This window comes from Streptomyces sp. NPDC029014 (assembly GCF_055564695.1).
Map to the genome: position 1 here is coordinate 1 of NZ_JBVHVT010000094.1, position 18,766 is coordinate 18,766.

At 71.4% G+C, this 18,766-nt stretch carries 15 protein-coding genes and 5 tRNA genes; 7 read left to right on the plus strand and 13 right to left on the minus strand.

The window, feature by feature from the left end:
- Window positions 1-104: 104 nt before the first annotated feature.
- From ACZ4VL_RS34395 to ACZ4VL_RS34420, 6 genes are all read right to left on the minus strand, one after another.
- A tRNA-Lys gene (locus ACZ4VL_RS34395) sits at window positions 105-177 on the minus strand.
- Window positions 178-368: 191 nt separating this feature from the next.
- Window positions 369-2,669, minus strand: coding sequence for a DEAD/DEAH box helicase (locus ACZ4VL_RS34400; RefSeq protein ID WP_468208107.1), 2,301 nt, complete (start codon window positions 2,667-2,669; stop codon window positions 369-371).
- 293 nt (window positions 2,670-2,962) lie between these two features.
- A complete protein-coding gene (locus ACZ4VL_RS34405; protein WP_468208109.1) occupies window positions 2,963-3,466 on the minus strand; it encodes a hypothetical protein in 504 nt (167 codons plus the stop codon).
- Between the two features lie 178 nt (window positions 3,467-3,644).
- Entirely contained in the window at window positions 3,645-4,019 is a 375-nt protein-coding gene (gene crcB, locus ACZ4VL_RS34410; RefSeq protein ID WP_468208111.1) for a fluoride efflux transporter CrcB, read from the minus strand.
- Window positions 4,016-4,597: a fluoride efflux transporter FluC gene (locus ACZ4VL_RS34415; protein WP_468208114.1), complete on the minus strand. Its 582-nt coding sequence runs from the start codon at window positions 4,595-4,597 to the stop codon at window positions 4,016-4,018. Before ACZ4VL_RS34415 ends, crcB begins: the two co-directional genes overlap by 4 nt.
- Entirely contained in the window at window positions 4,594-4,944 is a 351-nt protein-coding gene (locus tag ACZ4VL_RS34420; RefSeq protein ID WP_179176895.1) for a metallopeptidase family protein, read from the minus strand. Before ACZ4VL_RS34420 ends, ACZ4VL_RS34415 begins: the two co-directional genes overlap by 4 nt.
- 127 nt (window positions 4,945-5,071) lie before the next feature.
- Between ACZ4VL_RS34420 and ACZ4VL_RS34425 the strand changes: the two genes are divergently transcribed.
- From ACZ4VL_RS34425 to ACZ4VL_RS34435, 3 genes are all read left to right on the plus strand, one after another.
- A tRNA-Glu gene (locus ACZ4VL_RS34425) sits at window positions 5,072-5,144 on the plus strand.
- A 39-nt stretch (window positions 5,145-5,183) separates the two neighbouring features.
- Window positions 5,184-5,257, plus strand: a tRNA-Asp gene (locus ACZ4VL_RS34430).
- A gap of 22 nt (window positions 5,258-5,279) precedes the next feature.
- Window positions 5,280-5,353, plus strand: a tRNA-Phe gene (locus tag ACZ4VL_RS34435).
- 39 nt (window positions 5,354-5,392) lie between these two features.
- Here the strand turns inward: ACZ4VL_RS34435 and ACZ4VL_RS34440 are convergent.
- The 3 genes from ACZ4VL_RS34440 to ACZ4VL_RS34450 form a co-directional block, all read right to left on the minus strand.
- Window positions 5,393-6,244, minus strand: coding sequence for a cytochrome c biogenesis CcdA family protein (locus ACZ4VL_RS34440; RefSeq protein ID WP_468208117.1), 852 nt, complete (start codon window positions 6,242-6,244; stop codon window positions 5,393-5,395).
- Window positions 6,241-7,047 (minus strand): DsbA family protein, encoded by an 807-nt coding sequence (locus ACZ4VL_RS34445; RefSeq protein ID WP_468208120.1) that lies wholly within the window; start codon window positions 7,045-7,047, stop codon window positions 6,241-6,243. The genes ACZ4VL_RS34440 and ACZ4VL_RS34445 overlap by 4 nt, the downstream gene beginning before the upstream one ends.
- A 71-nt stretch (window positions 7,048-7,118) precedes the next feature.
- Window positions 7,119-7,610: a hypothetical protein gene (locus tag ACZ4VL_RS34450; RefSeq protein WP_468208123.1), complete on the minus strand. Its 492-nt coding sequence runs from the start codon at window positions 7,608-7,610 to the stop codon at window positions 7,119-7,121.
- A 112-nt stretch (window positions 7,611-7,722) separates the two neighbouring features.
- Between ACZ4VL_RS34450 and hrpA the strand changes: the two genes are divergently transcribed.
- Window positions 7,723-11,646 carry an ATP-dependent RNA helicase HrpA gene (gene hrpA, locus ACZ4VL_RS34455; protein WP_468208125.1) on the plus strand — a complete coding sequence of 1,308 codons (3,924 nt, stop codon included), beginning with the start codon at window positions 7,723-7,725 and terminating at the stop codon, window positions 11,644-11,646.
- A gap of 75 nt (window positions 11,647-11,721) precedes the next feature.
- A tRNA-Asp gene (locus ACZ4VL_RS34460) sits at window positions 11,722-11,795 on the plus strand.
- Between the two features lie 600 nt (window positions 11,796-12,395).
- On the opposite strand, the gene bldC is transcribed toward ACZ4VL_RS34460, so the two are convergent.
- Window positions 12,396-12,602, minus strand: a complete 207-nt coding sequence (bldC, locus tag ACZ4VL_RS34465; protein ID WP_003949541.1) for a developmental transcriptional regulator BldC — start codon at window positions 12,600-12,602, stop codon at window positions 12,396-12,398.
- A 503-nt stretch (window positions 12,603-13,105) separates the two neighbouring features.
- Complete coding sequence (locus tag ACZ4VL_RS34470) at window positions 13,106-13,960, minus strand: DUF8083 family protein (protein WP_468208127.1); 855 nt, start codon at window positions 13,958-13,960, stop codon at window positions 13,106-13,108.
- Window positions 13,961-14,165: 205 nt separating this feature from the next.
- Between ACZ4VL_RS34470 and ACZ4VL_RS34475 the strand changes: the two genes are divergently transcribed.
- Both ACZ4VL_RS34475 and ACZ4VL_RS34480 read left to right on the plus strand, forming a co-directional pair.
- On the plus strand, window positions 14,166-15,281 hold the full coding sequence (locus tag ACZ4VL_RS34475) for a Leu/Phe/Val dehydrogenase (protein ID WP_361100225.1): 1,116 nt from the start codon (window positions 14,166-14,168) through the stop codon (window positions 15,279-15,281).
- A gap of 232 nt (window positions 15,282-15,513) precedes the next feature.
- Entirely contained in the window at window positions 15,514-15,831 is a 318-nt protein-coding gene (locus ACZ4VL_RS34480; protein WP_361100222.1) for a DUF3073 domain-containing protein, read from the plus strand.
- A gap of 138 nt (window positions 15,832-15,969) precedes the next feature.
- On the opposite strand, the gene purM is transcribed toward ACZ4VL_RS34480, so the two are convergent.
- The gene (purM, locus tag ACZ4VL_RS34485; protein WP_468208130.1) at window positions 15,970-17,040 is read right to left on the minus strand and encodes a phosphoribosylformylglycinamidine cyclo-ligase; all 1,071 of its coding nucleotides are present in this window, start codon (window positions 17,038-17,040) and stop codon (window positions 15,970-15,972) included.
- 143 nt (window positions 17,041-17,183) lie between these two features.
- Entirely contained in the window at window positions 17,184-18,701 is a 1,518-nt protein-coding gene (gene purF, locus ACZ4VL_RS34490; protein WP_468208131.1) for an amidophosphoribosyltransferase, read from the minus strand.
- Window positions 18,702-18,766: the final 65 nt, after the last annotated feature.

An 18,766-nucleotide genomic window follows, 5' to 3' on the forward strand; every position in this document is an offset into this window, starting at 1 on the left:
AAGCCCCCCCCCTCCTCCCCCCCCCCCCCCCCCCCCCCCCCCCCCCCCCCCCCCCCCCCCCCCCCCCCCCCCCCCCCCCCCCCCCCCCCCCCCCCCACGAGCCGTAGGCCATGTCGGACTCGAACCGACAACCAACGGATTAAAAGTCCGCTGCTCTGCCAATTGAGCTAATGGCCCTCGCGTGCTCACCCCAGAGCATAGCCGGACAGCACCGGCCAGCCGATCGGGTATCGACCGACCGGCCCCGTCATCCTCCGGGACCCGTACCCCAGTCGGCCGGAAGCGCGCCGTCCGGATAAGCGAAGGGCCCGCCCGACACGAGGTGTCGGACGGGCCCTTCCGGACCGTCAGGTCACTGGCGGCGCAGGTCAGCCGTTGCGCTTCCAGCGGGGCTTGTCGTCGCGGCGGGCACCGAAGGAGCCGGACGGACGCTGGTCGTCGCGGCGGCCGTACGGGCGGTCGCCGGCGCCGGAGCGGAAGCCGCCGGAGGGGCGGTCGTCACGGCGGAAGCCGCCACGGTCGTCACGGCGGTCACCGCGGTCGTCACGACGGAAGCCGCCACGGTCACCACGGTCGTCGCGGTTGAACGACGGACGCTCCTCGCGACGGAAGCCACCGCGGTCGTCACGACGGTCACCCCGGTCGTCACGACGGAACCCACCACGGTCACCACGGTCGTCACGGTTGAACGACGGACGCTCCTCGCGACGGAAGCCACCACGCTCGCCGCGGTTGTCGTCACGACGGTCACCCCGGTCGTCACGACGGAACCCACCACGGTCACCACGGTCGTCACGGTTGAACGACGGACGCTCCTCGCGACGGAAGCCGCCACGCTCGCCGCGGTTGTCGTCACGACGGTCACCCCGGTCGTCACGACGGAACCCACCACGGTCACCACGGTCGTCACGGTTGAACGACGGACGGTCGTCACGGCGGAAGCCGCCACGCTCGCCGCGGTTGTCGTCACGACGGTCACCGCGGTCGTCACGACGGAAGCCGCCACGGTCACCGCGGTCGTCGCGGCGGTCACCGCGGTCGTCACGGCGCTCCTCGCGACGGGCCTGGCGCTCCTCGGCGGCCGCGGCAGCGGCGACGTGAGCGGCGACCTCGGCCGAGGCGGCCTCGGCGACCTCGGCGACCGCGGTCTCCGGGTCCTCGCCGCGCTCGCGGGCGGAGCGGGCGACGAGCCGGTCGGCCTCCTCGCGGAGCTCGGCGGCGCGGCGGGTCGTGCGCTCCAGGCGGCGGGTCAGCTCGGCGACCTCGCGCTCGGCCTGCTTGGCGGCGTTGTTCGCGGAGTCGGCCTGCACCTCGGTCAGCGAGCGGGCACCGGTGATCTCGGCGACCTCCGGGTCGAAGGCGCCGGCGCCCTGGACGATGTGGCGCGAGGCCTCGACGCCCGCGTCCTCCATCAGGCGGAAGATCTGGCGGCGCTGGTGCGGGAGCGCCAGGGAGACCACGACACCGGACTTGCCGGCGCGGGCGGTGCGGCCCGAGCGGTGCAGGTAGTCCTTGTGGTCGCCGGCCGGGTCCACGTTGAGGACCAGGTCGATGCCGTCGACGTGGATGCCGCGGGCGGCGACGTCGGTGGCGACGAGCGCGTTGACGTGGCCGTCCTTGAAGTCCGCGAGGACGCGGGTACGGGCGCCCTGGGTCATGCCGCCGTGCAGGGCGTCCGCCTTCACGCCGGCCTCGACGAGCTGCTCGGCGATGCGGTCGGCGCCCAGCTGGGTGCGGACGAAGATGATGGTGCGGCCCTTGCGGGCGGCGATGGCGGCGGTGACCGGCGCCTTGTCCTTCGGCTTCACGACGAGGACGTGGTGGGTCATGGTCGTGACGTTGCCCTGGGCGCTGTCGACCTCGTGGCTGACCGGGTTCGACAGGTAGCGCTTGACCAGGGTGCCGATCTCGTTCTCCATCGTGGCGGAGAAGAGCATGCGCTGGCCGCCGGCCGGGACCTGGTCGAGCAGCTCGGTGACCTCGGGCAGGAAGCCCAGGTCGGACATCTGGTCGGCCTCGTCGAGGACCGCGACCTCGACGTTCTCCAGGGAGCAGGCACCGCGGTTGATGATGTCGCGCAGGCGGCCGGGGGTGGCGACGAGAATGTCGACACCGCGCTCCAGGGCGTAGATCTGGTTGCCCATGGAGGTACCGCCGCAGACGACCTTCATCTTCAGGCCGAGGACGTCGCCGTACGGCTGGAGGGCGTCCGCGACCTGCATCGCGAGCTCGCGGGTCGGGGTGAGGATGACGGCGCGGGGCTTCTTCTTCTCCGTGTAGCCGTCGGCCAGGCGGGCCAGGGTCGGCAGACCGAAGGAGAGGGTCTTGCCGGAGCCGGTGCGGCCGCGGCCGAGGATGTCCTTGCCGGCCAGGGCGTCCGGGATGGTGGCGGCCTGGATCGGGAACGGGATGGTGACACCGTTCTGCGCGAGCTTGCGGACGACGCCCTCGGGGAGGCCGAGGTCCGCGAAGGTGATCTCGGGCTCGGAGACGTCGTCGGCGTCGGCGTCGTCATCCACGTCGGCCACGTCAGCCTCAAGGGCCTCGATGATCTCGTCGGCCTCGGCGGCCTCCATGGCCTCGGTCACCACGAGTGCCTCAACGGCGTCGACGATCTCGTTCGAGTCGTTCTCGGGCATGACGGCACGGTCAGAACTGGAAATGGACATGCGAAATGCGAAACCTTCCGGAGTCTCGGCACGCGCCCAAACTCCGTGAATCGCAAATCGACCGCCTCGATGCGGTCAGCCACGGCTAGGGAGAGTACGCGCCACGCGGCGCGCTTCGGATCGGCGCCGGGCAATGGGATCAAACGATCTATAACCATACGCACCCTTCCGGGGGTATGGCAAGTCGTTCCTGCCCGATCCGTCCTGACCTGCGGCGATCCCGGCCCTTCCACCCGCCGGCCCCCGACCGCGGGCCCCGTCACCGGCGCCCCCGCCCGGCCGCCCGCCCCGCGCTACACGGTGGCCGACGTGCTGGGTTCCGGCTGCGGCGGGAGCGTCGGGGTGGGCGGGGTCGGGGAGGACACGGGCGGCTGCGGGGTCGGCGACTGGGCCGGAGGGCTGGCCGGCGAGCCTCCGGAACCCCCGGTCCCGCCCCCGCCGGACGGCGGCTGCTGGGGCCCCTGGCCGCCGCCCCCGCCGCCCGGCCCCGCCGACGGCGAAGGGCCCGGCCGCCCGGCCGGCGCACCCGGGCTGGGGGAGGCTCCCGTCGCCCCGGAGGCCTTGCCGTCCTCGGAGGTCCTGCCGTCGGGGACCGCCGCGCCGGCCTTCGCCCCGTGCCCGGTGCCGTGCAGTCCGGCACCGCGCCCGGCAGCGGATCCTCCGCCGGCCTCGGCCGCGGACTTGCGGTCCGCCGGGGAGGAGGGCCCGGGCTTGGCGGCGTCCGCGCCGACGCTCATGCAGCCTGCACTGGCCGCGACCGCGAGCGCGGTGACGGCCAGTCGGAGGGAAGCGGACAACTGGCGCACGGGGCACCTCCGGATGGGCTGTCAGGATCCGCGGATCAGCGGGTCAATATGCCCAACTCCCTTTGCCCCGTGAGAGACACGCCCTTGGGGACACCGGCTGTCCGCAATCCGTCACCCGCCCGGCGCAGCCCGGCGCACCCCGGCGGCCGCGGCGCGCCCGGCCGCGCGCTCAGGCGAACAACTGCCGCGCCACCTGCGAACCGAGCACCACCGCACCCAGCCCGGCCAGCACCGACGCCACCACGTTCGCCCCCGCCAGGAACCGCCGGCCCGTCTCGGCCAGCCGCAGCGTCTCGTACGAGAACGTCGAGTACGTGCTCAGCGCCCCGCACAGCCCGGTCCCCAGCAGCAGGCTCCACCGCGGGGACCCCGCACCGGCCAGCGTCGCCCCCGTCAGCGCCCCGAGGACGAGGCAGGCGGCCGTGTTCACCGCGAACGTCCCCCACGGGAACACCGAGTCGTGCCGTGCCTGCACCGCACGGTCCGTCAGGTACCGCAGCGGCGCCCCGACCACCGCGCCGGCCACCACCAGCAGCCAGTTCACCCGCGCCCCCGTTCCCGCGCCCGCCTGCGCATCCGCTCCCGCGCCCGTGCCCGGGCCCGCCGGCCGGCGGCCCGCACCGCACACCGCGTCACCGCCGCCGCGGCCCAGACCGCGCCCAGCGCCGCCACCACCGTGAGCCCGGCGTACGCCAGCGCGAGCTCCGCCTCGCCACCGTCCAACAACCGGGCGAAGCCCGCCGCGTACGTGGAGAACGTGGTGAACCCGCCCAGCACCCCCACCCCGGCGAACGGCCGCAGCAGTGGATGCGGGGAGGTCCGCCCACCCTCGCCGATCAGCACCATCAGGACACCGATCAGCAGGCAGCCGACCGAATTGGTCCAGAACGTCGCCCACGGGAAGCCCACCGGCCCGGGCGGCCAGAGCAGCTCCAACCCGTAGCGCGCCGACGACCCGAGCGCCCCGCCCACCGCGATCGCCGCCAGCACCGGCCCCTGCGGCTCGGTGCGCTGTGCGGGGACGTGCAGGTCGACGTCCGGGTCGATCGCCGCGACCCCCTCGGCCCCCGCAGGCGCCGCAGCCCCCGCGGCCTCCCCCGCTCCTGGGCCGGGACGGGTCACCCGTACCCCAGGGCGTGCAGCCGGGCGTCGTCGATCCCGAAGTGGTGCGCGATCTCGTGGACCACGGTGATCTCCGTTTCGGCGATCACGTCCTCCCGGTCCTCGCACATCCGCAGGGTGGGGTTCCGGTAGATGGTGATCCGGTCGGGCAGCACCCCGGCGTACCACTCGCCGCGGTCCGTCAGCGGTGTCCCCTCGTACAGCCCCAACAGCTCCGGGTCGTCCGCGGGCGGCTCGTCCTCGACGAAGACCGCCACGTTGTCCATGAGCCTGGTCAGCTCCGGCGGGATGCGGTCCAGCGCCTCGGAAACGAGCTCCTCGAACTCCTCGCGTGTCATCTCCAGCACCCGGTCATTGTCCCCCCGGCCGGGGCGCCTCCCACGCGCCGGGAGAAACCGTTTTGGCGATACCTCCCCGCATCCCATATGCTTCTCACGTCCCCGACGCGCTGGAAAGCGCCCCGGCGGGCCTTTAGCCCTCATCGTCTAGTGGCCCAGGACGCCGCCCTTTCAAGGCGGTAGCACGGGTTCGAATCCCGTTGGGGGTACGCATTACCGTGTGCAAGACTTGTTCTCGCACACTGCATGGTCCTGTGGAGCAGTTGGTTAGCTCGCCACCCTGTCAAGGTGGAGGTCGCGGGTTCAAGTCCCGTCAGGATCGCTGAGGCCGGAAACGGTCTCGTGGCTGGGTAGCTCAGTTGGTACGAGCGATCGCCTGAAAAGCGATAGGTCGCCGGTTCGACCCCGGCCCCAGCCACAGAAGGAAGGCCCCGTCCATCGGACGGGGCCTTCCGCGTTACTCCGCCGCCCGCTCCGCCACCGGCTCCTCCACCCGGGTGCCGCGGCGCGTGCGCACCAGGGCGGCCACGGCCGCCCCGACGGCCACCAGCCCCAGCAGCGCCCAGTCCGGCACCGCGTCCGCGACCGCCCGGACCCGCTGCTCCACCGCGTACGAGTCCTCCACGTCCAGCAGCCCGGGCAGCGCGCTCGCCCCGTCGAACGACAGGAACAGCGCGCCCAGGACGATAAAGAACAGCCCGGACAGCAGCGAGGTCGTGTGCAGCTCCAGCCGGCCCGCCCGGACCGTGCGCCCGCGCAGCCAGCGCCGCCGCCCCAGGTCGAACCGCTCCCACAGCAGCGCCAGCACGAACAGCGGCACGGCCATCCCCAGCGCGTACACGGCCAGCAGCAGGCCGCCGTACACCGGGTTCCCGCCGACCGCCGCCACCGTCAGGACGCTGCCCAGGATCGGGCCGGCGCAGAACCCGGCCAGCCCGTAGACCGCGCCCAGCGCGTACACCGACAGGGCCGTCGTCGGCCGGATCCGCCCGGACAGCTCAGAGATGCGCCGTGGGGCGAAGCCCAGCCCCAGGACCTGCGCCAGCCCCAGCACGATGATCAGCGAGCCGCCGGCCAGCACCAGCCCCTCGCGGTGGCCGTGGAAGAACCGCCCGGCGGTCGAGGAGGCCGCGCCCAGCGGGACCAGGGTGGTCGCCAGGCCCGCGTAGAAGATCACGGTCCGTGCCAGCAACCGCGACGGGGAAGCGATCGAGTACGCGAAGAAGGCCGGCAGCAGCAGCGCGCTGCACGGGCTGAGCAGCGCCAGCAGCCCGCCGAGCAGGGCCGCCAGGTAGCCGATGTCCGTCACCGGCCCGCCCCCGCGCCCGCCCCGGCCGCGGCCCGGGCCTTCGCCGCGGCCCGGTCGATCACGGCGGCGAAGGTGCCGAACGGCTGGGCGCCCGCGATCGGCTGCCCGCCGACCAGGAAGGACGGGGTGGAGCTGACCCCGATGCGGTACCCCTCCTCCCGGTCCTTCTCCAGGGCTGCCGCCGCGGCCTCCCCGTTCATGTCCTGCCGGAACCGCTCCAGGTCCGGCACACCGGCCTCCCGGGCCAACTCCAGCAGCCGCGGCTCACCGAAGCCCTTCTCCTTGGCCCCCGGGGCGAACGCGGCCTCGTGGAACTGCCGGAACCGGTCCTGCTGCCCGGCGGCCCAGGCGGCCTTCGCCGCGGCCTCCGACTCGGCGCCGAAGATCGGGAAGTTGCGCCACTCGATGCGCAGGGTGCCGTCGTCGACGTACTTCCTGATCAGCTCGGGCTCGGTGTCACGGGCGAACTTCCCGCAGTAGCCGCACTTGAAGTCGGAGTACTCGATCAGCACGACGGGCGCGTCGGCCCGGCCGAGGGCCAGCTTGTCGCCCCCGTCGCGCCGGGCGAGCTTGGCCAGCTCGGAACCGGAACCGGAACCGGCGGCCTGCGGATCGGCGGCCGCGGAGCTCCGTGCGGGCGCCTTGTCGGGGGCGGTGGCCTGCCAGGACACCAGGCCCATGGTCACGGCGGCGACCGCGACAGCGGCGCAGGCCAGCAGGGTCTTGCGGGAGGACCCGGACCGGGCCGAGGAACGGGAGGAGGAAGAGGAAGAGGAAGAGGAAGAGGGAGGGGAAGCGGGCATACGGCTGCTCCGGAGCTGTGTGGATCCGTGAAGGGGAAGGGGGCGGCGGACCGGCGGTGCGGCCGGCCCTCCTACACCCGCATCACGGACAGCTCCACCGGCCCCGGCGCCGGCCGGTCGGGCCCCCGCGCACCGCACGGCGGACCGGCCACGGAACGGGGAGCGGCGGCGCCGGGCAGGGCGGGACGCGCGCAGGCGGCGAGGGCGTGGTCCAGGTGGGTGCCGGCCCGGGCCGGTACGGCCGGGGCCCGGTCGGGCGCGGCGGGTCCGGGTGCGCAGCGCGGCCCCCGCTCCCCACCGCCCGCGACGGCAACCGGGACGGAGACCGCCGGCACGCCCACGGCCCGTTCCCTGAGCTCCGGGGCACCCGAGCGGGCCGGAGCGGCCGGGACACCCGAGGCACCCGAGGCACCCGAGGCACCCGCGAAAGCCACGGCCCCGAAGGACGACCCGGCGCCGAACACCCCCACACCGGACGACCCCGCGCCCGCGACGGCGCAGAACACCGCCAGCACCGCCGCGAGCAGCACGGCGACCACCCGTCGGTGCGCGCTGCTCGGCATACGTGGGGCCTCTCACGGCGGGAGGGACGACGGACTCGTCCCGAAATGGTACGGGTCCACCCGACAAATGCGTTCGCCACCCGGCACCCGCGGGTGAGATCCTCAAGCAGGTATGTCTACTTCCTTCGCCGCCCTGCAGACGCTTCTCGGTGAGATCCCCCTCCGCGACGCGCACCGCCTCGGCCGCCGCCTCGAAGGCGCCCGCCGCATCCGCAAGCCCGAGGCCAAGCAGGCCGTGCTCGACGAGATCGCCGCGGAAGCCGAGAAGGCCGCCGCGCGGCTGGCCGCGCGTGCCTCGCGGATGCCCGAGGTCACTTACCCCGAGAACCTGCCCGTCAGTCAGAAGAAGGACGCGATCGCCGAGGCGATACGCGACCACCAGGTCGTGATCGTCGCCGGTGAGACCGGATCCGGCAAGACCACGCAGATCCCCAAGATCTGCATGGACCTGGGTCGCGGCGTCCGGGGCATGATCGGGCACACCCAGCCCCGCCGGATCGCCGCCCGCACCGTCGCGGAGCGCATCGCCGAGGAGCTGAAGACCGAGATCGGCCAGACGGTCGGCTGGAAGGTCCGCTTCACCGACCAGGTGGACCCGGGCTCGACCTTCGTGAAGCTGATGACGGACGGCATCCTGCTCGCCGAGGTCCAGACGGACCGCGAGCTGCGCGCCTACGACACGATCATCATCGACGAGGCTCACGAGCGCTCGCTGAACATCGACTTCCTGTTGGGCTACCTGTCCCAGCTGCTGCCGAAGCGCCCCGACCTCAAGGTCGTGATCACCTCGGCGACCATCGACCCGGAGCGCTTCTCCCGCCACTTCGGCGACGCCCCGATCATCGAGGTCAGCGGGCGCACGTACCCCGTGGAGGTCCGCTACCGGCCGCTCCTGGAAGAGGAGTCCGAGGACAGCGACCGCGACCAGATCACCGCGATCTGCGACGCCGTGGACGAGCTCCAGGCCGAGGGACCCGGCGACATCCTGGTCTTCCTCTCCGGCGAGCGCGAGATCCGCGACACCGCCGACGCGCTCATCAAGAAGAAACTCCGCTTCACGGAGGTGCTGCCGCTCTACGCCCGCCTCTCGCACGCCGAGCAGCACCGCGTCTTCCAGCAGCACACCGGCCGCCGGATCGTGCTCGCCACCAACGTCGCCGAGACCTCGCTGACCGTCCCGGGCATCAAGTACGTGATCGACCCGGGCACCGCCCGGATCTCCCGCTACAGCCACCGCACCAAGGTCCAGCGGCTGCCCATCGAGCGGATCTCGCAGGCCAGCGCCAACCAGCGCAAGGGCCGCTGCGGCCGTACCAGCGACGGCATCTGCATCCGGCTGTACTCCGAGGACGACTTCAACGCCCGTCCCGAGTTCACCGACGCCGAGATCCTGCGCACCAACCTGGCCTCCGTCATCCTCCAGATGACCGCGGCCGGCCTCGGCGAGATCGAGAAGTTCCCCTTCATCGACCCGCCGGACCACCGCAACATCCGCGACGGCATCCAGCTCCTCCAGGAGCTCGGGGCCCTGGACCCGGCGGAGAAGGACCCGCGCAAGCGGCTCACCCCGATGGGCCGCCAGCTGTCCCAGCTGCCGGTCGACCCGCGGCTGGCCCGCATGGTCCTCGAAGCGGACAAGAACGGCTGCGTCCGCGAGGTCATGGTGATCGCGGCGGCGCTGTCCATCCAGGACCCCCGCGAGCGGCCCTCGGACAAGCAGACCCAGGCCGACCAGCAGCACGCCCGCTTCAAGGACGAGACCAGCGACTTCCTGTCGTACCTGAACCTGTGGCGGTACGTCCGCGAGCAGCAGAAGGAGCGCGGCTCGTCGTCCTTCCGCCGGATGTGCAAGCAGGAGTACCTGAACTTCCTGCGGATCCGCGAGTGGCAGGACATCTACTCGCAGCTGCGCACGGTCGCCCGGGGCATGGGCATCCACGTCAACGAGACGGACGCGGCGGAGCAGCACGTCCACGTCTCCCTGCTGGCCGGCCTGCTCTCGCACCTCGGCCTGAAGGACACCGACAAGAACGAGTACCTCGGTGCGCGCGGCGCCAAGTTCGCGGTCTTCCCGGGCTCGGCGCTGTTCAAGAAGCAGCCGCGGTTCGTGATGTCGGCGGAGCTGGTGGAGACCTCGCGGCTGTGGGCCCGGGTCAACGCCAAGGTGGAGCCCGAGTGGGTCGAGCCGCTGGCCCAGCACCTGATCAAGCGCACGTACAGCGAGCCGCACTGGGAGAAGGACCAGGCGGCCGTCATGGCGTACGAGCGGGTCACGCTGTACGGCGTCCCGATCGTCGCCCAGCGGAAGGTCAACTACGGGCGGATCGATCCCGAGGTCTCCCGCGAGCTGTTCATCCGCAACGCGCTCGTCGAGGGCGACTGGCGGACCCACCACAAGTTCTACGCGGACAACCGCAAGCTGCTCACCGAGGTCGAGGAGCTGGAGAACCGGGCCCGGCGCCGCGACATCGTCGTCGACGACGAGACCCTCTTCGACTTCTACGAGCAGCGGATCCCCGAGCACGTGGTGTCCGGGGCGCACTTCGACTCCTGGTGGAAGCACAAGCGGCGCGAGCAGCCCGAGCTGCTCGACTTCGAGCGCGAGATGCTGCTCACCGAGAAGGCGGCCGGGGTCACCAAGGCGGACTACCCGGACTCCTGGCGGCAGGGGCAGCTCAAGTTCCGGGTGACGTACCAGTTCGAGCCCGGCGCGGACGCGGACGGCGTGACCGTCCACATCCCGCTCCAGGTGCTCAACCAGGTCACCGACCAGGGCTTCGACTGGCAGATCCCGGGCCTGCGGGAGGAGGTGGTCACGGAGCTGATCCGGTCGCTGCCCAAGCCGATCCGCCGGCACTACGTGCCCGCGCCGAACTTCGCGGGGCGTTTCCTGGACACCGCCGTGCCCCTCCAGGAGCCGTTGCCGGTGACCCTGGCGCGCGAGCTCCAGCGGATGGTCGGGGTCCCCGTCACCGCCGAGGACTTCGACCTTTCCCGGATCCCGGACCACCTGAAGATCACTTTCCGGATCATCGACGAGCGCCGCAGGAACCTGGCCGAGGACAAGGACCTGGAGGCCCTGCGGCTGAAGCTGAAGCCGAAGGCCCGCCAGGCCCTGTCCAAGGCCGCGGCGGCCACCGCCGAGCGGGCGGGCGGGGAGTCGGTGGAGCGCACCGGGCTCACCGACTGGACGATCGGCATGCTGACCAAGGTCTTCGAGACCCGGCGGGCCGGTCAGCCGGTGAAGGCGTACCCGGCGCTGGTGGACGAGGGTGCGAGCGTGTCCGTTCGGCTCTTCGACACGGAGGCCGAGCAGCAGCAGGCGATGTGGCTGGGCACCCGGCGGCTGATCCTGCTGAACATCCCGGTGAACCCGGCGAAGTTCGCCTCGGACCACCTGACGAACCAGCAGAAGCTGGCCCTGTCCCGCAACCCGCACGGCTCCATCCAGGCGCTGTTCGACGACTGCGCGACCGCGGCGACCGACAAGCTCATCGCCGACCACGGCGGGCCGGCCTGGGACGAGGCGGGCTTCCGGGCGCTCTACGAGGCCGTGCGCGCGGACCTCGTGGACACGACGGTGCGGACGGTGTCCCAAGTGCAGCAGGTGCTGGCCGCCTGGCAGGCCTGTGAGCGCCGCCTGAAGGCCACCAACAGCCTGGCCCTGGTGGCGAACGTGCAGGACGTGAGGACGCAGCTGGCGGCCCTCGTGCCGACGGGCTTCGTGACCCTGACGGGCCTGCGCCGGCTGCCGGACCTGATGCGCTACCTGGTGGCGGTGGACCGGCGGCTGCAGCAGATGCCGACGGCCGTCCAGCGCGACACCACGCGCATGGAGAAGGTCCACGAGATGCAGGACGAGTACGCCTGGCTGCTGGAGCAGCTGCCCAAGGGGCGGCCGGTCCCGCCGGAGGTCACCGAGATCCGCTGGATGATCGAGGAGCTCCGGGTCAGCTACTTCGCGCACGCGCTCGGGACGGCGTACCCGATCTCGGACAAGCGGATCGTGAAGGCGGTGGACGCGGCCGCCCCGTGACGGCCGGTTCGACGCACCCCCCGCGCTGATGTACAGTTCTGATGCGCAGCCACGGAAAACGCGGCCGCACATCGAGGTCCTGTGGAGCAGTTGGTTAGCTCGCCACCCTGTCAAGGTGGAGGTCGCGGGTTCAAGTCCCGTCAGGATCGCAACAAGAGCAGAGCCCGCATCCGATCGGATGCGGGCTCTGCTGCATGAGGGCGCCCGTCGTTCGCACGCCGCCCGGCGCAGCCCCTCCCGGCCTCCCGGGGAGCCGCCGGCCGGGACGGGCACTTCCGGGCGGTCCCGGCGCCGTACAGGCCCGCCGGATGCCGCCGAAACGACCTCTGGGGACCCACCGGTCCCACGGGTCCCGTCGGCCCCGCGGTTCACCCCGCCGCCGCGCCGCGGAATGGCTCCATCCGCCCAAATCCCCCGTCTGCCTGAGGCCCGCCGTGCGTGGGACATCCCCTTACGGGTGCATTGGGGAATGCACAAGGGTGACACCCTGTGACAGGAGTCACCACATGAGTTTTCGGGACCCGCACATTTATCGCGTCCATACGTGCCCTCAATTTAATATGTGCAATGGCACCCACCCCGCCGGGGTGCCCCAGGGCATAAAAAAGATCGCGCTGGACCCGGCGGAGTCCAGCGCGATCGAACGGCCGGGAACCTGTTGGGGCAGGTCCGGCCGCATGAAGCCATGTGGGTTTCATCGGATTGGGGGATCCGATTCCTCCCCGTTAAAGCGGGGTGCTAGCGCGACCTCAGGCCTCGCTGCGCTGCTGCGGAATTCCCGCGAGCAGGGCACGGACCTCGGCCTCGCGGTAACGGCGGTGCCCACCCAGGGTGCGGATGGACGTGAGCTTGCCGGCCTTGGCCCAGCGGGTCACCGTCTTCGGGTCCACGCGGAACATCGTGGCGACCTCAGCCGGGGTCAGCAGCGGCTCGGCATCAGGGGTGCGAGCGGTCATGAGCGGCCTCCTCGGGAGAACCGAACCATCTCGGTTCTTTCCTCTAAATTCTGCACCTTGGCCCGCGTTGCCCGAAATGGACATACGCGGGCCGAGTCGGTTATAGGACGAACGGCTTGTCCTCGGCACTACAACTACACCATCCGTCCAGCCTCGACGGCCAAACCGATGGAATTGCCCTCCGAGGTGTTCATCAGCGGTCGGAAGCCGATGGACCGCCCTATAACGGACAGTCACCCCACTGTGACGATCAGTCACAGAGCGATCAGGAGTCCTCAGACCCCCCGTAGAGTGCAATGCCGAGCATTCCGCCCTTAGTTGGGCGGAAGGAACCCTCCCCGGACTCCTTGTCCTATTTTGGCACGAGGGTAGGGGAAGGGCGCAAGGGTGTGTTTAGTGCAGTCCGTCACGCTTGAGCCAATGGCCCGTATCGGGACGTAGGTCCCGGGCCTTCGACCCGATAAACCGGTTTCCCGGTTCGCCACGTCCCTGCGACGGGCGAACTAGTTGGCGAACAGTCTCTCCCGGACCTCGCGCCACTGGTCCCTCAGCTCCTCGTACACCTCTGCCGCCGCCTCCTCGTCCCCCGACCTCAGCGCCGCGATCCCGGCCGCGACGTCCCGGGCCGAGCGGTCCTCCGCCAGCCGGTCCGCCGGCAGCGCGTGGACCAGCCCGCCGTAGTCCAGCTCGACCATCGACCGCGGGTGGAACTCCTCCAGCCAGGTGCCGACCTCCACCAGTCCCTCGGCGAGCGCCTCGTAGCCCGGCGTCTCCCGCAGGATGCGCAGCCCCCGCGCGAGCCGCCGCCGGGCCTGCACCATCGGAGTCCGGTAGCGCAGCCGTTCCTGCGGCAGGTACTCCCGCTCATCGTCGGACACGAGGACGAACCAGCGCAGTGGCACCTGCCACACTCCGGTGCGGATCCACGGCCGCGCATCGGGATTGCGCTCCCGCCAGCGCTCGTACTCCTCGGCCGCCCTGCGCCGCGCGGCGGGCGGCAGCGCCGCGTCCAGCACCGGCAGCGGGAACTGCTCCACGAGCTCCTGGAGCGCCAGCCAGCCGCGCAGCCTCGTCCGCCACGGGCACACCAGCAGTACCCCGTCCACCTCGGCCGTGAAGGCGTCCGAGCTCTCGTGCGCCGGCACGCCCACCAGCGGCACCCGCACCAACTCGGCGAGCGATCGGCGCAGTTCGTCCTGGGCCGTGGGCGCCGCCGCACGCCGGGCGTACGCCGCCCAGTGCGTCCGCTCCGGCTCCGCGAACGCCGCCAGCGGCTCGTAGACTCGCAGGTAGGAGGCGTACGGGACGGTCGGCGCCGAACGGGCCGACGGCAGCCCGGTCTCGGAGGATTCACTCACGTTCTCGTACTCCCCCGCACCACCCGGCGCTACTCCGCCGGACCGGCGGCGGACCACGGGCACAGCGGGACCCGGAGCGCCCCGTACTCCGGGAGCGTCCCGATCCACGGACAGCTCCCCTACGGGCGCGTTCCAGGTCTTACTCTGCTCCCAGCACGCCCTCCCCCACCCGCAGGGCGGGCGTTCTTTCCGCCGCATCTCTTCCATGGGAGTCACCACCGTGACCGAAATGACCGACGGCGTCCTGCACACCCTGTTCCACTCGGAACAGGGCGGCCACGAGCAAGTCGTGCTGTGCCAGGACCGTGCCACGGGCCTGAAGGCCGTCATCGCCATCCACTCCACCGCCCTGGGCCCCGCCCTCGGCGGCACGCGCTTCCACGCGTACGCCTCCGACGAGGAGGCCGTCCTCGACGCGCTGAACCTCTCGCGCGGCATGTCCTACAAGAACGCTATGGCCGGCCTCGGCCTCGGCGGCGGCAAGGCCGTCATCATCGGCGACCCGGACCAGATCAAGACCGAGGACCTGCTGCTGGCCTACGGTCGCTTCGTCGAGTCCCTCGGCGGCCGCTACGTCACCGCGTGCGACGTCGGCACGTACGTCGCGGACATGGACGTGGTCGCCCGCGAGACCCGCTGGGCCACCGGCCGCTCCCCCGAGAACGGCGGCGCCGGCGACTCCTCCGTCCTCACCGCCTTCGGCGTCTTCCAGGGCATGCGGGCCAGCGCCCAGCACCTGTGGGGCGACCCGACCCTGCGCGGCCGCAAGGTCGGCGTGGCCGGCGTCGGCAAGGTCGGCCACTACCTGGTCGAGCACCTCCTGGAGGACGGCGCCGAGGTCGTGATCACCGACGTCCGCGAGGAGTCGGTGCGGCGGATCCTCGACAAGCACCCGCAGGTGACGGCCGTGGTCGACACGGACGCGCTGATCCGCACCGAGGGGCTCGACATCTACGCCCCCTGCGCGCTCGGCGGCGCCCTCAACGACGAGACCGTGCCCGCCCTCACCGCCGCGATCGTCTGCGGTGCGGCGAACAACCAGCTCGCCCACCCGGGCATCGAGAAGGACCTCGCGGACCGCGGCATCCTCTACGCGCCGGACTACGTGGTCAACGCGGGCGGCGTGATCCAGGTCGCGGACGAGCTGCACGGCTTCGACTTCGACCGGTGCAAGGCCCAGGCCACGAAGATCTTCGACACCACGCTGGAAATCTTCGCTCGCGCAAAGGCTGACGGTATCCCTCCGGCTGCGGCGGCCGACCGGATCGCCGAGCAGCGGATGGCCGACGGCCGCGCGGCCAAGGCGGCGAAGGCCTCCTAGCCCCCTGCCGGTGCGCCCGCCGGGGTGCGGCGAGACGGAACTCACTGCACTTCGGCGGGTCGGCCGCCAGGAAAGAGTTAAAATCGCAGCTGACCAGCGAGGACGGGGCGCCTCGATGGTCCTGTTCCGAGGCACGTCATGCGGGCGGCGTACCGTATGGCCGCGGAAACAGGTACCGTTAAACCCCTACGGACGGTCTCTCCGAGGAGAGCCCGCTCCGAACCATGAACGCGTGTCAGACTCTGGGGCCGTCGAGCCCCGTCACCGAGGGGGTCGAGCCATGGGGCGCGGCCGGGCCAAGGCCAAGCAGACGAAGGTCGCCCGCCAGCTGAAGTACAACAGCGGCGGCACTGACCTTGCGCGTCTGGCCAACGAGCTGGGCGCATCGCCGACGACGCCGCTGCTGCCTGTCAGCGAGCCGGTCGACGTCGATGACGAGCTGGACGACGACGACCCGTACGCGAAGTACGCGGAGCTGTACAACAGCGATGACGACGAGGACGAGGACGACGAGTCCGGCCCGTCGACTCAGCAGCGTCGCGGCGCTTGACGTCTCACGTTCGCATCACACCGGTGGCACCGCGTGATCGCGTGACCACCAGCGGCTGACCCGGATCCGCGTCAGCGCTCAGAGCAATACACGAAACCCGGTCCAGGGCACCGCCCCGGACCGGGTTTCCGTGCTGTCTCAGCTCGCGTACGACCCGGTCAGCTCCGCACCCTCGGTGTGCCCGCCGCGCTCGGTGATCTCGCCGGCGACCCAGGCGTCGACGCCCCGGTCGGCCAGCGCGGTCAGGGCCACGTCCACCGACTCCTGCGGGACGACGGCCATCATGCCGACGCCCATGTTCAGGGTCTTCTCCAGCTCCAGCTGCTCGACCTGCCCGGCCTTGCCGACGAGGTCGAAAACCGCGCCCGGGGTCCAGGTGGACCGGTCGACCGTGGCGTGCAGGTGGTCGGGGATGACCCGGGCGAGGTTCGCCGCGAGGCCGCCGCCGGTGATGTGCGAGTAGGCGTGCACCGCGGCCGTACGGGTGAGGGCCAGGCAGTCCAGGGAGTAGATCTTGGTCGGCTCCAGCAGCTCCTCGCCGAGGGTCCGGCCGAGCTCCTCGACGTGCTGGTCGAGGGACATGCCGGCGCGGTCGAAGAGGACGTGCCGGACCAGCGAGTACCCGTTCGAGTGAAGGCCGGACGACGCCATCGCGATGACCGCGTCACCCGTACGGATGCGATCCGCGCCGAGCAGGTTGTCGTGCTCCACGACGCCGGTGCCTGCGCCCGCCACGTCGAAGTCGTCCGGGCCGAGGAGACCCGGGTGCTCGGCGGTCTCGCCGCCGACCAGGGCGCAGCCGGCGAGGACGCAGCCCTCGGCGATGCCCTTGACGATGGCGGCCACCCGCTCGGGGTGGACCTTGCCCACGCAGATGTAGTCGGTCATGAAGAGCGGCTCGGCACCGCAGACGACGATGTCGTCCATGACCATCGCGACCAGGTCGTGGCCGATGGTGTCGTACACGCCCATCTGACGGGCGATGTCCACCTTCGTGCCGACGCCGTCGGTGGCGGAGGCCAGCAGCGGGCGCTCGTAGCGCTTGAGGGCGGAGGCGTCGAAGAGGCCGGCGAAGCCGCCGAGGCCGCCGAGGACCTCGGGGCGCTGCGTCTTCTTCACCCACTCCTTCATCAGCTCGACGGCGCGGTCTCCCGCTTCGATGTCGACGCCCGCGGCTGCATAGCTGGCACCGGTGGTCTTCTCTGTCATGACAGGAGAGAGCTTTCGTGTCGTGTGCTGCGTGAGATGCCGGCCCCTGGGAAAAGCCTGAAAGACAGGGACCGGCGCAGGTCGAGCCGGGCGGCCGCCCCGCCCGCCGGGGGGCGGGGGCCCGCCCCGCCCCCGGCGCGCGGCTAGGGGCGGCGGAGCGCGTCGGCGGCGTCCGCGCCGCCGGCCAGCTCGGTCTCCAGGAGCTGCTTGCCCAGCAGCTGCGGGTCGGGCAGCTCCATGGGGTACTCGCCGTCGAAACAGGCACGGCAGAGGTTCGGCTTCTGGATGGTCGTCGCCTCGATCATCGAGTCGAGCGAGATGTACGCGAGGGAGTCCGCACCCAGCGAGGTGCCGATCTCCTCGACGCTCATGCCGTTGGCGATGAGCTCCGCCCGGGTGGCGAAGTCGATGCCGAAGAAGCACGGCCACTTCACCGGCGGCGAGGAGATCCTGATGTGGACCTCGGCCGCACCGGCCTCGCGGAGCATGCGGACCAGCGCGCGCTGGGTGTTGCCGCGGACGATCGAGTCGTCCACGACCACCAGGCGCTTGCCCCGGATGACTTCCTTGAGGGGGTTGAGCTTGAGGCGGATGCCGAGCTGGCGGATCGTCTGCGAGGGCTGGATGAAGGTCCGGCCCACGTAGGCGTTCTTGACCAGGCCGGAGCCGTAGGGGATCCCGCTGGCCTCGGCGTAGCCGACGGCGGCGGGCGTGCCGGATTCCGGCGTCGCTATCACCAGGTCGGCGTCGACCGGGGCCTCCTTGGCGAGGCGCCGGCCCATCTCGACACGCGAGAGGTAGACGTTCCGGCCGGCGATGTCCGTGTCCGGGCGCGCCAGGTAGACGTACTCGAAGACACAGCCCTTGGGCTTCGCTTCTGCGAAGCGGGAGGTACGCAGGCCGTTCTCGTCGATCGCGATGAGCTCGCCGGGCTCGACCTCGCGGACGAAGCTGGCGCCCACGATGTCGAGGGCCGCGGTCTCGCTCGCGACCACCCAGCCGCGCTCCAGGCGGCCGAGGACCAGCGGGCGGATGCCCTGCGGGTCACGGGCGGTGTAGAGGGTTCCCTCGTCCATGAAGACGAGGGAGAAGGCGCCCTTGACCTGCGGGAGAACCTTGGTGGCCGACTCCTCGATGGTCAGGGGCTTGCCGTCGTCGTCCGTCTGGCCCGCCAGCAGGGCGGTGACCAGATCGGTGTCGTTGGTCGCGGCCACCTGGGTGGCGCGGCCGTCCTGACGGGGGAGGTCTGCGACCATCTCGGCAAGCTCGGCGGTGTTCACCAGGTTGCCGTTGTGGCCCAGGGCGATCGAGCCGTGGGCGGTCGCGCGGAAGGTGGGCTGAGCGTTCTCCCAGACGGACGCTCCGGTGGTCGAGTAGCGGGCGTGACCGACCGCGATATGACCCTGGAGCGAACCGAGGGAGGTTTCGTCGAAGACCTGGGACACGAGGCCCATGTCCTTGAAGACGAGGATCTGGGAACCGTTGCTCACAGCGATGCCCGCGGACTCCTGTCCACGGTGCTGCAGTGCATACAGTCCGAAGTAGGTGAGCTTGGCGACCTCTTCACCCGGAGCCCAGACACCGAAGACGCCGCAAGCGTCCTGGGGGCCCTTTTCGCCGGGGAGCAGGTCGTGGTTGAGTCGTCCATCACCACGAGGCACGCATCCGAGTGTAGGCGAGATCGACCACTGGTCCGAATTGGGGATGGCCGGGAAAAGTCACAGTG